Source organism: Bradyrhizobium sp. HKCCYLR20261 (assembly GCF_051168435.1).
Taxonomy (GTDB): Bacteria; Pseudomonadota; Alphaproteobacteria; order Rhizobiales; family Xanthobacteraceae; genus Bradyrhizobium.
The window spans coordinates 253163-267480 of the sequence record NZ_JBNPUZ010000008.1 but is presented as its reverse complement, the minus strand read 5'-3'; the positions used below and the strand labels follow the sequence as shown (position 1 = coordinate 267480).

The 14318-nt window shown below is 67.5% G+C and carries 11 protein-coding genes; 5 read left to right on the top strand and 6 right to left on the bottom strand.

Annotated features, from left to right (window positions below):
- Positions 1 to 7: 7 nt before the first annotated feature.
- From ACQR1L_RS21010 to ACQR1L_RS21000, 3 genes are all read right to left on the bottom strand, one after another.
- Positions 8 to 1564 (bottom strand): hypothetical protein, encoded by a 1557-nt coding sequence (locus ACQR1L_RS21010; RefSeq protein ID WP_434859822.1) that lies wholly within the window; start codon positions 1562 to 1564, stop codon positions 8 to 10.
- A gap of 289 nt (positions 1565 to 1853) precedes the next feature.
- Positions 1854 to 3245 carry a hypothetical protein gene (locus ACQR1L_RS21005; protein WP_434859821.1) on the bottom strand — a complete coding sequence of 464 codons (1392 nt, stop codon included), beginning with the start codon at positions 3243 to 3245 and terminating at the stop codon, positions 1854 to 1856.
- Between the two features lie 17 nt (positions 3246 to 3262).
- Complete coding sequence (locus ACQR1L_RS21000; protein ID WP_434859820.1) at positions 3263 to 4690, bottom strand: hypothetical protein; 1428 nt, start codon at positions 4688 to 4690, stop codon at positions 3263 to 3265.
- A gap of 331 nt (positions 4691 to 5021) precedes the next feature.
- Here ACQR1L_RS21000 and ACQR1L_RS20995 point away from each other — a divergent pair, with 331 nt between their 5' ends.
- Positions 5022 to 5603 (top strand): GNAT family N-acetyltransferase, encoded by a 582-nt coding sequence (locus tag ACQR1L_RS20995; protein ID WP_434859819.1) that lies wholly within the window; start codon positions 5022 to 5024, stop codon positions 5601 to 5603.
- Here the strand turns inward: ACQR1L_RS20995 and ACQR1L_RS20990 are convergent.
- Positions 5600 to 6646 (bottom strand): alpha/beta fold hydrolase, encoded by a 1047-nt coding sequence (locus tag ACQR1L_RS20990; RefSeq protein ID WP_434859818.1) that lies wholly within the window; start codon positions 6644 to 6646, stop codon positions 5600 to 5602. The two genes, ACQR1L_RS20995 and ACQR1L_RS20990, sit on opposite strands and share 4 nt — an antisense overlap.
- Before the next feature lie 144 nt (positions 6647 to 6790).
- Between ACQR1L_RS20990 and ACQR1L_RS20985 the strand changes: the two genes are divergently transcribed.
- On the top strand, positions 6791 to 8338 hold the full coding sequence (locus ACQR1L_RS20985) for a winged helix-turn-helix domain-containing protein (RefSeq protein ID WP_434859817.1): 1548 nt from the start codon (positions 6791 to 6793) through the stop codon (positions 8336 to 8338).
- A 160-nt stretch (positions 8339 to 8498) separates the two neighbouring features.
- Positions 8499 to 8669, top strand: a complete 171-nt coding sequence (locus ACQR1L_RS20980) for a Flp family type IVb pilin (protein WP_434859816.1) — start codon at positions 8499 to 8501, stop codon at positions 8667 to 8669.
- A 122-nt stretch (positions 8670 to 8791) separates the two neighbouring features.
- Here the strand turns inward: ACQR1L_RS20980 and ACQR1L_RS20975 are convergent, their stop codons facing one another.
- Both ACQR1L_RS20975 and ACQR1L_RS20970 read right to left on the bottom strand, forming a co-directional pair.
- Positions 8792 to 9196 (bottom strand): four-helix bundle copper-binding protein, encoded by a 405-nt coding sequence (locus tag ACQR1L_RS20975; RefSeq protein ID WP_434859815.1) that lies wholly within the window; start codon positions 9194 to 9196, stop codon positions 8792 to 8794.
- A gap of 345 nt (positions 9197 to 9541) precedes the next feature.
- Entirely contained in the window at positions 9542 to 11527 is a 1986-nt protein-coding gene (locus tag ACQR1L_RS20970) for a primary-amine oxidase (protein ID WP_434859893.1), read from the bottom strand.
- Between the two features lie 154 nt (positions 11528 to 11681).
- Between ACQR1L_RS20970 and ACQR1L_RS20965 the strand changes: the two genes are divergently transcribed.
- Positions 11682 to 12701, top strand: coding sequence for a helix-turn-helix domain-containing protein (locus ACQR1L_RS20965; RefSeq protein ID WP_434859814.1), 1020 nt, complete (start codon positions 11682 to 11684; stop codon positions 12699 to 12701).
- Positions 12702 to 12768: 67 nt separating this feature from the next.
- The gene (locus ACQR1L_RS20960; RefSeq protein WP_434859813.1) at positions 12769 to 14286 is read left to right on the top strand and encodes an AMP-binding protein; all 1518 of its coding nucleotides are present in this window, start codon (positions 12769 to 12771) and stop codon (positions 14284 to 14286) included.
- The last annotated feature ends 32 nt before the right edge of the window (positions 14287 to 14318 follow it).

The window sequence follows — 14318 nt, the reverse complement described above, 5'->3', positions numbered from 1 at the left end:
GCGCGGCTCATTCGCTGGAGGCGGTCGCGGCCGACCGCGCCGGCCTCCGCGACGCGCTCTGCGAGCGCGTTGCGGGCTGCGATACGGCCGGCGCCGTGTCGACGACACGGACCGGCGCTGTCCTGGCACGACCAGATCGCGCACCGGTCGTGCCGGTCCGCGCGGGCTCAGCGGTCAGGATGATACCCCAGGGCCCCGGATTGGCCGAAGGCGAAGACCCCGAGCCGGTCCGCCTCGCGCGCTGCGCCCGCGGCGGCTCGGCACGTGGTGCCGGGACCGGCATGAGGGCGGCGTCGGCAGGCGCCTCCACACGCGACGTGACGTCAGGCGCGACGGGCTCGGCCTGCGCAGCAATGGCGAGAAGCGGAGCAGGTTCGGCCGCAGCAGCGAGCGGCGCAGGCGATGCGGCGTCCGGCGGGGGCGCGTCCACGACCTGCTCGTCAGGCAGGGCGGCAACAACCGGAGCCAAGACCGGAGTGGCCTCGCTCAGGACGCCGGTCGTCTCGTCGACCAGCTTGTGAAACATCTGGCCCGGCACCAGACACCCCGCGACCGTCAAGGCGGCGGCCATGCTCGGGCCAAGCCCGACCTTCATGGATCGTATCGGAGCCGGCAGCGTGGCAGCGGCGCGCCAGACCAGGTCGACACCGGCCGCCGCAATGAACGCCGCAAGACCGAGGCTGCCGCCGACCATCGGCAGAACCGTCGAGGCCTGAACCAGCACCAATGTGAGGGTCAGCGCGGCCACCATCGGCTGCAGCGGTCCGGACAGTCGCTGCGGTGACGACATGCCGAGAAAGCACCCGGCATAGTAGGCATCGACGAGACAGCGCTGGTCGGGCCAGAGCGCCTGCATGATCGCCATTCCGGCGAACGCCAGGGTGGCCGAGGCGAAGGTGCGGTCGGCCCGCCCCGCTCTTGCCACCTGCGGAAGCCGCTGGACGAAGATGGTCAGGAACGTCCCGGCGACACAGGCCGCAAGAATGGCGAGCGCGCCGACGAACTCCTGGTCGAACTGATTGAGATGCGCAAGACGCAGGGATTCGCCATGTCCGGCGAGCCATGGCCCGAGCGTGACGAACAGCAGCGATCCGATCGCTGCCAGCACGCCCAGTCGACCGCCATAGCCCTGCAACAGCACGATGCGCCGCTGCACCTCGACAGCCGTCAGAAGGCAGAACAGCAGGCCGCAGAAGATCGACAGCAGATAGAGCGACGCCTCGTGAGGCAGTCCCGTGCGCGCGACACTGTCGCTGAGCTGTCCGATCGGCGTCATGCCGCTGAAGCTGCCGCCGTAGACCGAAGACGAAAAGGCGGTCGCCGCCAGATTGTCCGGGGACGCAATGACCAGACCTGCGCACAGCACGACCGTCACCGCCGCCGAGGCCAGCGCGGGTGACAGGCCCAACGCGCTCAGCTGCAAGGTCGCGAGGCAGCCGAGACCGGCGCCCACGAACGAGACCAGAAGTGCGACCGGGAGATCGAAACGCCGCGGCCGAGGACGCGGCTCGTACACGACCGGCAGGCCTGGTCGCCATGCCGTGCAATCAGAGGCCTGCTGCATTGGCGAACCACCCCCCTGTGGATCGGCCGGGTCCCCCCGCGGCCCCCACCGCCAGACGAGACCCGCTAAGCACCGCGTTGTGCACGATGATGTCGAAACATGGCGAAACACGCGCAAACCTGTGGCGATGGCAGGTTATCGCCGTAAAAAGGCTGACGGTCCGCCGTCACGGCCCCGCTGATGTGGACCGGATCGGGCGTCCTCTCGGCACGGGTTACGCGTCCTGCCGTGCCATGTTGCGCGGCCGCAGCGGCACCACGCCCGCCCGATGGCACCTTGTTGAGCGTGCTCAGCGTCGCCGCGGTGACGCATCCTGCGGAATCCGTCGCGGCGGCCGCGGCGCAGGCGGGGACACGCGCGACTGACTGCGCGCGGCAGCAGCGGGGTGGCGCGGCGCCGTGGCAGCCTTGGTGCGCTCGCGCTGTTTGCGGCGGCTCGTGTCCAACGGACGGGGATCGGCCTGACGCACCGGTTGAGGCGCCGCGTGACGCTCACGCGGCTCGTTGGGCAGCGATGGCGGAAGGGTCAGGAACGGCGGTTCGGGCGCCGGCTCCGCAAAGGACAAGGGCTCATCGACCGGGACCTCAGCCTCCATCGCAATGCCTGACAGCTCGTCCTCGTCGGCCGGCGGCAGCAGAATCGATTGCGGGTCCGCGCGGTGCTGCCATAGGAGCAGATCATTCGGCAGCAGCACCGCGGCAATCGCGACCGCTGTGGCAAGAGACCTGCCGATCCCGATCAGCGCAGGGCGGCTCAGCGACCGCGTGGCGGCGTCGATGACGCGACGCCCGGCGTCGACGCTTGCGACCGCCACGAAGGCCGCCAAACCGAGGCTGCCGCCGACGCTCGGCAGGACCGGCGCCGCCAGCAGCAGCAGCATCGTCAGCGTAACGGCCGCCAGCAGCGGCTGCATCGTCCCGCGCAAGCGCTGCGGCGACGACATGCCGACGAAACACCCGGCGTAGTACGCGTCGGAGAAACAGGCATCGGCCCCGGTGAGCCGCTGCAGGATGACGAGTCCCGCGCAGGCCACGGCAGCCGAGACGAACACCCGCGACGCACGTCCCGCATCGGTCACGCGCGGCCATTTCAGCGCGAACAGGGTCGCGAACATCCCGACGCTGCAAGCCGCCAGCATCAGCAGCGCGTGGCCGGGGCCCTCGTGGTAGCCCGGCAGCCCCGCGATGCGCAGCGGCGTCCGCGCGGGGCCGAGCATCGGAATGAGCGTGAGGAAAGCGCACGAGCCGAGCGCGGCAAGCGCGCCGAAGCGGCCGCCATAGCCCTTGAGCAGCACGACGCGCAGCCGCACCTCGCCGGCGCAGACGCAGCCGAAGACGAGACCGCAGAACAGCGACAGCAGGACGAAGGAGCTCTCGACCGGCAAGCCGGCACGGGCGACGCTTTCGCTCAACAGCGCGACCGGAGTCATCCCGCTGAAGCTGCCGCCGAAGACCGAGGAGGAGAATGTCGCCGGCAGCAGACTTCGGGTCGGCGCCGCAACGATGCTGGCGCAGAGCAGCAGCGTGGCAACCGCCGATGCAATCGCAGGGGTCAGGCCGAGCGTGCTCAGGTGCAGCGTCGCGAGACAGCCGAGGAAGGCCCCGGCGAAGGACGCGAGCGGTGCGGCGTGGAGTGAAGGACGGGGCTTGCCGGAAGCGCCGGGCTCGGACGACCGCTCCATCTCCTCGGGGTCCATTGTCACGGACCTGCCAAGGTCGACGGATCGGGTTGCCATTCCGGAGCGGGCTGCACCTCGTGCCGGGCCATGATGCGGGTCCGCGCAATCGCCGGCGGAACGGCGCGGATCTGCGGACGCCTTACCGGCGCCGCCGGCGTGGCAACGACCGGGCCAGGGCGGATTCGCCGGGACGGCTCTTCGGTGATCGTGCTCGCGGGCTCGCGCGAGTCTTCTGCGGCGAGCGGCGCACCGGCCTCGGGGCGCAGGATCTGCGTCGGCAGATCGGGCGGAATCGCGGGCGGCGCAAACGGTCGGCGGGGCGACGAGGTCTCGCCGCTGATGTCCACCGGCGGGGTGACGGGCCGGACCTGCGGTTCGACGGCGCTATCCGCTCGGACGATTGGACCGGCCGGCAGCAGCGGCCGTTGCCACAGCATTTCACTCGACAGCAGCACGGCAAGAATCGCGGCTGCGGCGAGCAGCCCTCGCCCGAAGGCCACCATCGTCTGCCGCGGCGATTCCCCGGCCTCGACGAACAGCCGGACCGATGCATCGACGAAAACGACCGAGACGAAGGCGACATAGCCGAGGCTGCCGCCCACCGCCGGAAGGATCGGGAAGGTCAGGATCAGCAGCCCCGTCAGCAGCATCGCCGCGGCCGCGGCCTGGGCGAGGCTGCGCAGGCGCCGCTGCGTCGACATACCGAGAAAGCACCCGGCATAGAAGGCCTCGAGGTCAGCGGGATCGCGGCCGAGCAGATGCAGGATCACGAGACCTGCGAACGCCAAGGTCGCGGCGACGAAGATGCGCACAGCGCGGCCCGAGCCGGCGACCGGCGCCCAGCGCAATGCGCCCATCGTCGCCAGCATGCCGGCGCTGCACAGCGCCAGCGTGATGGCGGCATCGAGGAGACCGAACTCCAGCACGCCCCTGCGCGAGATCGGAAACAGCTCGCCGCCCGGCCCAGCCAGCGGCGCCAGGCCGACGAACAGGAACGATGCGACCGCTGCGAGCGCGCCCAATCGTCCGCCATAGCCGCGCGCCAGTCCGCCCTGCACCCACATGTCGAGCGCACAGCCGAGGCTGAACACCAATCCGCCGAATAGTGACAACAACACGAAGGCAGCGTCGAGTGGCAGCCCGGCGCGGATGACGCTGGCGTTGAGCAGTGCCACCGGTGTCATGCCGATGAAGCTCCCGCCATAGGCCGAGGAGAAGAACGTGCCGGGCACCAGCGTCGCCGTCCGCGTCAGGATCAACGACGCGCTCAACAGCAGCGTGGCGGTGGACGAGGCGATCGACGGCGACACGCCGGATGCACTCATGTGCAAGGTCATGAGGCAGCCGAGGAAGGCGGCGATGAAGGAGGCCAGCGGCGGACAGCCGAGTTGAAACAGCTCCGAGCCGTAGAAGGGAATCGGCCGGCTGAGTTGCCGCGTACGCCACATGCATGGATCGAACGCGCGCTGCGCCTGCGACCTACGCGACTGATGTCCCGCCGTCCCGCGTTTCATTTCCAACACCTCATGGGCGCAACCCTGAGCCCGCCCCGCCTATGATACCTCCGGCGGTTGTACACACGCTGCATCCTTGCAATTGCGTGTGTTCGATTAATGCACCGCAATGCAGCGTTGTGGAAGCGTCGGGTTCCATCACGGGAACGAAAGTTCCCCGTAACCTTAATTCGGCTGAAACACATTATGAATCAAATGGATAGCTTTTTGATGGGCGGTCGCGGCAAGGGCTAGCCGTCCGTATTGGTTAACGACAGGATGTCGCATGCTCACGCCCACGTTGCATACCGCCCGCCTTTTGCTGCGCCCGCTGGCGGTCGCAGACGCGCCCGCGATCCAGCGCCACTTCAACAACTGGAACATCATCCGCACCCTCGCCGCCGTCGTGCCCTGGCCCTATCCGGACGATGGCGCCGCGACCTTCGTGAAGCTGCAACTCGACAAGATCGCGGCCGGCGAGGAGATCTATCAATGGGTGCTGGTGCTGCGGGACGGCGATGGCACGGCGATCGGCAACATCCACTTCCGGCCACGCGTCGAGTCACGCAAGGGCCACCGCGGCTTCTGGCTCGCAGAGCCCTATTGGCATCAGGGACTGATGAGCGAGGCGATCGCCGCCGTGAACGACTTCGCCTTCGGCCCGCTCGGGCTCGATCATTTCTATGTCTGCAATGTCGCGAGCAACGCCGCCTCGCGCCGCGTCAAGCAGAAGACCGGCGCGGAGTTCATCGGTCATATCGCACTCCCGCACCACAATGGCGAGACGCGAACCGAGCGATGGATCGTGCGGCGGAAGGCGTGGCTGCGTTACCGAGGTTCGCAGCCGCCTCCCGCCGGAGACCGCTAGACGCCGGCCGTCACGTCGATCACCGCCTGCGCAAAGGCCCGCGGCGCCTCCTGCGGCAGATTGTGGCCGATGCCGCCGGTGATCAGGCGGTGCTCATAGCGGCCGGTGAATTTCTTGGCATAGGTTTCCGGCGCGGGATGTAGCGCGCCATTGGCGTCGCCTTCCATCGTGATCGTGGGCACGTTGATCGCGGGAAACGTCGCGAGCTTCGCTTCGAGCGCATCATACTTCGCCTCGCCCGCGACAAGACCGAGCCGCCAGCGATAATTGTGCACGACGATGTCGACGTGATCGGGATTGTCGAAGGCTGCCGCGCTGCGCGCGAAGGTCGCATCGTCGAACGCCCATTGCGGCGACGCCGTCCGCCAGATCAATCTGGCGAAGTCGCGCCGGTTCTTGTCGTAGCCCTCGCGGCCGCGCTCGGTCGCGAAGTAGAACTGATACCACCATTGCAGCTCGGCGGCTGGCGGCAACGGCATGCGTCCGGCCTGCTGGCTGCCGATCAGATAGCCGCTGACGGAGACCATCGCCTTGCAGCGCTCCGGCCACAGCGCGGCGATGATGTTGGCGGTGCGCGCGCCCCAATCATAGCCGGCGAGCGTCGCCGCCTTGATCCCGAGCGCATCCATCAGCGCGACGATGTCGGCGGCCACCGCGACCGGCTGGCCGCTGCGCAAGGCCGTCGGCGACAGCAGCCGCGTCGTGCCGTAGCCGCGCAGATGCGGAATGATCACGCGATGGCCGGCCGCGGCCAGAGCCGGCGCGACGTCCGCGAAGCTGTGCATGTCATAGGGCCAGCCGTGCAGCAGGATCACCACGGATCCATCGCCAGGACCGATCTCGGCATAGCCGATACTGAGTTCACCGGCCGTGACCTGCTTGATCGGGCCCAGCGTGGTTGAGGTTCCCGGACGGATCTCAGGCAGCTTCGCCCCGCTCTTGAAGCCCTGCGCGCGGACGGCGCCGGAACCGAGCTGAAGCGCGGCGATGGCGGTTCCCGCAAGCGTGAGGAACCGGCGACGGTCGTGAGGGACGAAGGGCATGACGGGTCTCCGGATTGGGGTCTGTCATCCCTTGTGCCCCCTGCTGTCCGGATGCGCTTGGAGACGGCATTGATTTTTCCTGGAGAGCAGCTTGATTCTGCGGCTCCCGAGGTCCGAAGGTGAGCCGTTTCCGCGGGACCAGACATGGCGGCGCATGTGGTGTTTTGCTTCGACGACTTCGTGCTGGATCCCGGCCGCCGCGAGCTGCGCCGTGGCGACGTGCTGGTCGCGCTGGAACCGCAGGTGTTCGACCTGCTCGCCTTCCTGATCAGGACGCGCGAACGGGTCGTCAGCCGCGACGAGATCCTCGCCGAAGTGTGGGGCGGGCGCATCGTCTCCGAGGCGACGCTGGCGAGCCGCATCAGCGCGGCGCGCAGCGCGATCGGCGACAGCGGCGAGACCCAGCGCCTGATCCGCACCATCCCGCGCAAGGGCATCCGCTTCACGGGCGAGGTCCGTGAACCGACACCCAGCATGCCGGCTGCCGCGAGCGCGTTCGATGGCCCCGCGATCGCGGTGCTGCCGTTCACCAATATGAGCGGCGATCCGGACCAGGACTATTTCGCCGACGGGATCGCCGAGGACATCATCACCGCGCTGTCGCGTTGCAGCGGCCTCGTGGTGATCGCGCGCAACTCCTCCTTCACCTACAAGGGGCGGGCCGTCGACCTGCGCGAGGTCGGACGCGAGCTCGGCGTCGGCTACGTGCTCGAAGGCAGCGTGCGTCGCGCAGGCGCGCAGCTGCGCATCAACGGGCAGCTGATCGATGCCAGGTCCGGCGCGCATCTGTGGGCCGAGCGGTTCGACGGCCAGCTGGACGATGTCTTCGCGCTGCAGGATCGCATCACCGGCAGCATCGTCGCCGCGATCGAGCCGACGCTCGAACAGGCGGAAGGCGAGCGGCGCCGGACCATGCCCTCGCCGCATCCCGCGGCCTATGATCTGCTGCTGCGCGCCGCGAGCCTGCGCGACGCGTTCACGCCCGACAGCCTCGCCGCAGCGATCGCGTGTCTCGACGAGGCGCTGGCCATCGATCCCGCCTACGCGCCGGCGATGGCCGCGTCGGCCTATTGCCAGGCGCTGCGCCACTTTCAAGGCTGGAGCGAAGCCGACGAGAACTATTGCGAAGCCGCCGTCGCGCGCGCCTGGCAGGCCAGCGAACGCGCGCCGAACGATGCCCAGGTGCTGTGGATGGCGGCGTTCGCGATCTGGAACATGGCCGACGACATCGCGCCCGCGCGCGACATGTTCAAGCGATCGCTCGACATCAATCCGAACTCCGCCGTGGCGCTGACGCTGAGCGGCTGGATCGAAGCCATGGCCGGACATGCCGCCGAAGGCCGGGCGCAGATCGAACGGGCGCAGCGCCTCAATCCGCGCGATCCGCGCAGCTGGCTCGCCGCCGGCGCCATGGCCGTGTGCGCCGTCGCCGACGAGGATTTCGCCAGCGCGATCCACTGGGCCGAACGTGCGCTCGCCCAGAACCGCCGCTTCGCCGTTGCGCTGCGCGTCCTGATCGTCGCGCGCGTCGGCGCCGGCGATCTCGCTCGCGCGACGGAGGCCGCGCGTCAGTTGCTGACGCTCGAACCACAGCTCACGGTCTCCGGATTCCTGGCGCGAATTCCCTTCCCCGTCGGCCGCATGGCCACAACCTACGCGGACTCTCTGCGCGCGGCCGGCGTGCCGGCCTGAGGCCGCTGCGTGCAACGACACCGGCTACAACTGGAATTTCTGCCATTTCGATCCGAGTGAGGAAACTTGGCGACAAGCCATTCACACTACCTTAGGTTCCATCCCGTAGTTTCGCGGTCACTGCTCCATGAGGGACTTCGCCTGAAGGCGAAGGGGATCGATGACGACATTGCTACTCAAATTTTATGAAGATGAATCGGGCGCGACTGCCATCGAATACGGCCTCATTGCCGCCGGCATCGCCCTCGCCATCATTACCATTCTCAACAAGCTCGGGCTCACGCTCGAAGGCATCTTCACGACGCTCACGACCAAGCTGAACGGTGGCTGATACTTGCCGTCTGTAATGGCGTTCTCAGGGCCGGAGCAATCCGGTTGCCATGGTCGGACAGGCCGGGCCTCGTGCCCGGCCTTATCTTTTGACACACTTCTTTTTACACACTGCGCGGCGCCTCAATGCGCCATGTTGCGGCCAGCGTCCTCGCAGGCGCTCATGCAGCGGCGGCAGGATTCGGCGCAGATCCGGCAATGCGCATGCGTGCCGGCGTGCTGCTCGCATTCCTCCGCGCATAGCCGGCACGCGGCGGCACAGGCATCGAGCATGCGGCGGATCATCTCCTGGTCCGAGCCGGTGCGCCGCGTGGCGAGGCGGCCCGTGATGTTGCAGACATCGGCGCAATCGAGGTTGAGCCGGATGCACTGGGTCAGTTCGGCGACGCTCTCCTCGCCAAGACATGCATCCGCGCAGGATGTGCAGATCTGGGCGCAGGAATAGCACTCCTCGATGCAGCGGATCAGCGCGTCATCGACCTGCCCGCGGACATGCGGATGGGTTTCGATCATTTGTTGGGCGTGCATGGGACCTCCCATCAGTCAGCCTCCGCCTCGCGTCAATGATCGCGCACGGAAAAGGTTCTAGAAGCATGATGCGATTTCACTGAAGCCCACCATCACGCGACGAAGGCGGTGCGCTCCCCTCCCCCTTGCGGGGAGGGGTTGGGGGTGGGGGTCCCCGGGCGATGAGCTTCGTTTGGACGTCGACCCTAAGGGAATCCGGAGGTGAGACCACCCGCGGGGACCCCCACCCCCGACCCCTCCCCGCAAGGGGGAGGGGAGTGGACAGAGCGGTGCGGATGCCGGGAGACAACCGATATGCACCTCTGCTCCGCCGCGTGTCAGCAGCTTTGTCACCGACAGCACTGCTCAGTGACAGCAACTGCCGCCATCCGTGCCTGCCGCCCCCTCTGCACTCAGCACACTCTTCGCATTCCGCTCCGCGGGGATGTCGAACCCGGCATTGGCGGCGAAGAAGCCGACTGGCTTGAGCATGAAGCCCGCATACTCCACCGGCATGATCGGAAAGTCCTCCGGCTTGCACACATGCGTGTGCCCGAACGAATGCCAGACGACGATGTCGGTGTTCTCGATATTGCGGTTGTGCGCGATGTAGCGCGGCAGGCCGTCGCCGCCGGCGTGCACGTTCGGATAGTCGCCGCTCGCGTATTTCTCCGCCGGATCGTAGGCCGTGACCCAGACATGCTTGGTGGCAAAGCCGCCGCGGCTGCGCACGAAGCTGCCCTCCTGCGCCAGCATCACCGGGCTCGGATTGACCACCAGCTTGTAGCCGGGCGCCGCGCCGACCGAATTACTCTCGTTGGGATTGGAGATCTTCCAGTAGCGCCCGGTCTCGCCATTGGCGAGGCGCGCCGCGTCGCGCTCGCGCGCCAGCACGCGGCTGGTGGTGTCGAACACGTTGCCATGCGGATTGTCGCGGCCCCACGGCCGCGGCACGAATTCGTGCTCGGTGACGGTGTTGCCGCCGCCGTCGATGTCCATGTGCAGGCGCGCGTTGAAGAAATGCTGGTGCGTCGGGCCGCCGAGATTGTCGTCGACCATGCCGCCCCAGGGATAGGTCGCGCCGGGCGCCACCGCCGCGGTCTGGATGATGCCGGTCAGCTTGCATTCGAGCTGGATGGTGCCGTCCTGGTACAGGTACCAGTAGAAGCCGTAGTCGTAATTGCCGACGGTGGCGAAGAAGCTGATGACGAGCCGGCGCGAGCGCCGCACCTCGAACAGGCCGTTGCGGAACTCGTAGTGCTTCCAGAGGATGCCGTAGTCCTCCTCATGCATGCAGATCGCGTTCTGCATCACGAACGGCTCGCCCTTGCTGTCGGCGGCGGGCACGTCGAAATAATGAATGTTGCCGAGACAGTCGCAGCCGAGCTCCAGCGCGTTGGCGAGCATGCCGAGACCATATTCGCCGGCATCGAACGCCGACTTCCAGAAATGATTGGCGGTCGGATCGGCGTAAGGCACGACCATCTCAGTGACGCTGGCGCGATGAATGATAGGGCGCGTGCGCTCGCCGTCCTGATAGCACAGCCGATGCAGCACGAGACCCTCGCGCGGCGTGAAGCCGACGCGGAAGCTCCATTTCTGCCACTCGACCTTCCAGCCATCGACCGTGAAGCTCGGCCCCTGCGGCTGCTCGATGTTCAGCGGCTTGATGTCGGTGCGCGGCGCCGTCACCTCATGGGCGCCGTAGTTGCGCTTCTTGCGCGGGATCGGAACGACCGGGTCTTCATCTGTCAGATCGAGGACCCTCCCGGCGATCAGGTCGACGACGGCGACCACGCCTTCGATCGGATGCGCATAGCCGTTGTCCTGCGGATGCTCGCGGAAATAGCTCACGGCGCGCACGATGCGGGCGCCACGCTCGAACGACAGGTCGAAGAAGCCCGACGAGAACGGATCGACCTGCACCAGCTCGATGTCCTTGTCTGTCAGTCCGCGACGATGCATCGCCCTGCGCCAGCCGGCATCGGCCTTCACCGCGGCCTCGCAGCGGAAGAACTCCTCCAGCATGACCGGGGGCTGGCCGTAGGGTGCCTCGCGGTTCGGCACCACCTTGCGCGCGACGACGGCCTCGGCGCCGAGATCAACGACATGCTCGATCGACTCGCCGCTCTGGATGTCGAGCGAGACCACGAAGGCCTTGCGCGGCAGCGCCTGCCCGCCGTCGGCGGCCACGAGTTCCGCCTTGGTTGGCTCCTCGAGCCGCACGATGGGGAAGCGGCAATTCTCGGCGGATGCCGCGCTCGCACGCACCAGACGGCAGGCCGCGGCGATCTCGTGCGACGTCAGCGGATCGAGCGGATGGCTGATGGCGATTGCGGCGATGTCCTGCACGACGATCTCCTGATAGGGCCGGTCATGGCGTGCGAGACTGCCAATCAGACGCAGGACAGCGTTATCGAAATCGGGCAAGATCGCACGCCGGACCGGCCGGCGGGTCACGCTGGCGCGCGTCTTGCAACTGCGCATTCAATTTCGCCGTGATGTCATGAGCTTGAACCCGACCCATAGCAGCGTGGCGCGCCCTGGCTTCGTGCAGACGACAAGCGCCGATGTCGACGAGCATTGCGCCAAGCTCGGCGGCTGGCGGCTGCGCTATGACCAGATCAGCGCCGGCGCCTTCCGTGGCAACTTTACGCAGTTGTCGATGCCGCGCCTCGACGTCTTCCACGAGGTGACGAGCCAGCAGGTGCGGCAGCATGGCGAACTCGGCCGCGACTGCTGCGGCCTGGCCGTGCCCTGCGGCGGCGAAGGCCCGGTGAAGGTCAACGGCGCCAGCATCACGCATGACGCACTGATCGTGTCCTTCGATGCCGAGGTCGACATCTGCACGCCGCGGGGCTTCGCTCTGCGCGGCGTAACCCTGTCGGCCCAACTCATCGACGAGATCGCCAGCCAATTGGCGATCGAATTGCCGCGTGGCCTGCGCCATCGGATGCGCGCGATCTCGGCGCCGGCCGCGACGCTGGCTCGCTTCCGGGCCGCGCTGGCGATACTCGACACACCGCCTTGCGCGCACACGGAACTGCCGCAGGACGCAGCGTCCGCCGCTACGTTGCAGGACGGCCTGCTGCTGGCGATCACCGACCTGTTGCCGGACGCACGGCCTTGCGATGACAGCCGCAGCGGCGCCGCGCGCAAGCGCATCGTCGATCGGGCCTGCGACCTGATGCTCGCCTCATCGGAGCGATCCATTTCATTGCTGGATGTCTGCAAGGCGGTCGGCGTCAGCCACCGCAAGCTGAGCTACTGCTTCCGGGACGTGCTCGGCACCAGTCCCCTGGCCTATTGGCGCGCGGTGCGCCTCAATCGCGTGCGGCGCGACCTCAAATCGTCGCGGGATCCACGTGACGGAATTTACGATGTCGCCGTGCGCCACGGCTTCTGGCACTTCAGCCAGTTCTCGCTCGACTACAAGCGCCATTTCGCAGAACTGCCATCCGAAACCCTACGGCGTGCGCGTATGGACGCGTCTTCCGAGATGAGGCACAACGTCTCGCATCATTGACGTCGGCCGCGCGAGCTGCCGACCAAGAACGGCGCACAAGCAACGCGCCGATGGTGCGGAGGACGAGATGCTGATCCCGATGGCGGATGTGCCGCGCTGGTACGCCGAGCGCAAACCCAAAGACAGCATCGCTGTTCAGCACGGAGCCGATCGCCTCACCTGGGAGCAGCTCGAACGCCGCGCCAATGCGCGCGCCCGCGCCTTCGCCGCCAAGGGCGTCAAGCCCGGCGACTTCGTCGCGATCGGCCTGCCCAACGGCAATGCGCTGTTCGAGACCAGTTTTGCGGTGTGGAAATGCGGCGCCACGCCGACCTCGCTGTCGTGGCGATTGCCGCGCGGCGAAGCCGCGGCCGTGCTGGAGATCCTCAAGCCGTCGCTGGTGGTCGGCGGCGAGGCCGATTGGAATGCGCCGAATACGCTGCCCGCCGATTTCACACCCCAGGGATTCTCAGACGAGCCGCTGACCGCGCCGGTGTCGCGCTATTGGAAGGCGATGACATCGGGCGGTTCGACAGGGCGCCCCAAGGTGATCCTCGATCATCAGCCCGCGGTGACCGACACCGCGGCCGAGCCTCCGCTCGGGATACCGAAGGGTGCGTCGCTGCTCAATCCCGGGCCGCTGTATCACAACGCCCCCTTCATCGTATCGCACTACGCGCTGTTCGCCGGCGGCACCTTGACCGGCATGGTCAAGTTCGACGCCGAGGAAACGCTGCGGCTGATCCAGGCGCAGCGCATTCAGTGGGTCAATTTCGTCCCGACCATGATGCACCGGATCTGGGCGCTGCCGGAGGCGGTGCGCAACAGCTACGATGTGTCGAGCCTGAAGATGGTGTTCCACATGGCCGCGCCGATGCCGGCATGGCTGAAGGAGAAATGGATCGAGTGGCTCGGCCCCGAGCGCGTCTACGAGCTCTATGGCGGCACCGAGCGGCAGGGACGCACCATCATTTCCGGAACCGAATGGCTGCAGCACAAGGGCTCGGTCGGCAAGATCGACGACACCTGCGGCTTGCGCATCCTCGGCCCCGACGGCCATGACGTCGCGCCCGGCGAGAGCGGCGAGATCTACTTCCTTCCGGCGGATGGTCCCGGCAGCACCTATCACTATCTCGGCGCCGAGCCAAAGCGGCGCGCCGACGGCTGGGAATCGCTCGGCGACATCGGCCGGCTCGATGCCGACGGCTATCTCTATCTCGGCGACCGGCTCGCCGACATGGTGCTGCGCGGCGGCGCCAACATCTATCCGGCCGAGGTCGAGGCGGCGCTGATGGCGCATCCCGACATCCGCTCCTGCGTCGTCGTCGGCCTGCCCGATCCCGAACTCGGCCAGCGCGTGCATGCGATCGTCGAGATCGATCGCGCCAAGGACGCGCAGGCGATCGTCGACGGCATGGGCGCGTTCCTGGCGGACCGGCTGTCGCGCTACAAGCATCCCGAAAGCTATGAGCTGGTCGATGTGATGCTGCGCGACGATTCCGGGAAGGTGCGGCGAACGCTGCTGCGCGACGAGCGCGCGGCGTGGCTGAAGGATGGCCGCGACTTCCGGCTGGTTCCCGCCCGCTTGCGTCCCTCGGCGGACTGATCGGCCGCCAATTTTTCGAACGTTTACGATGC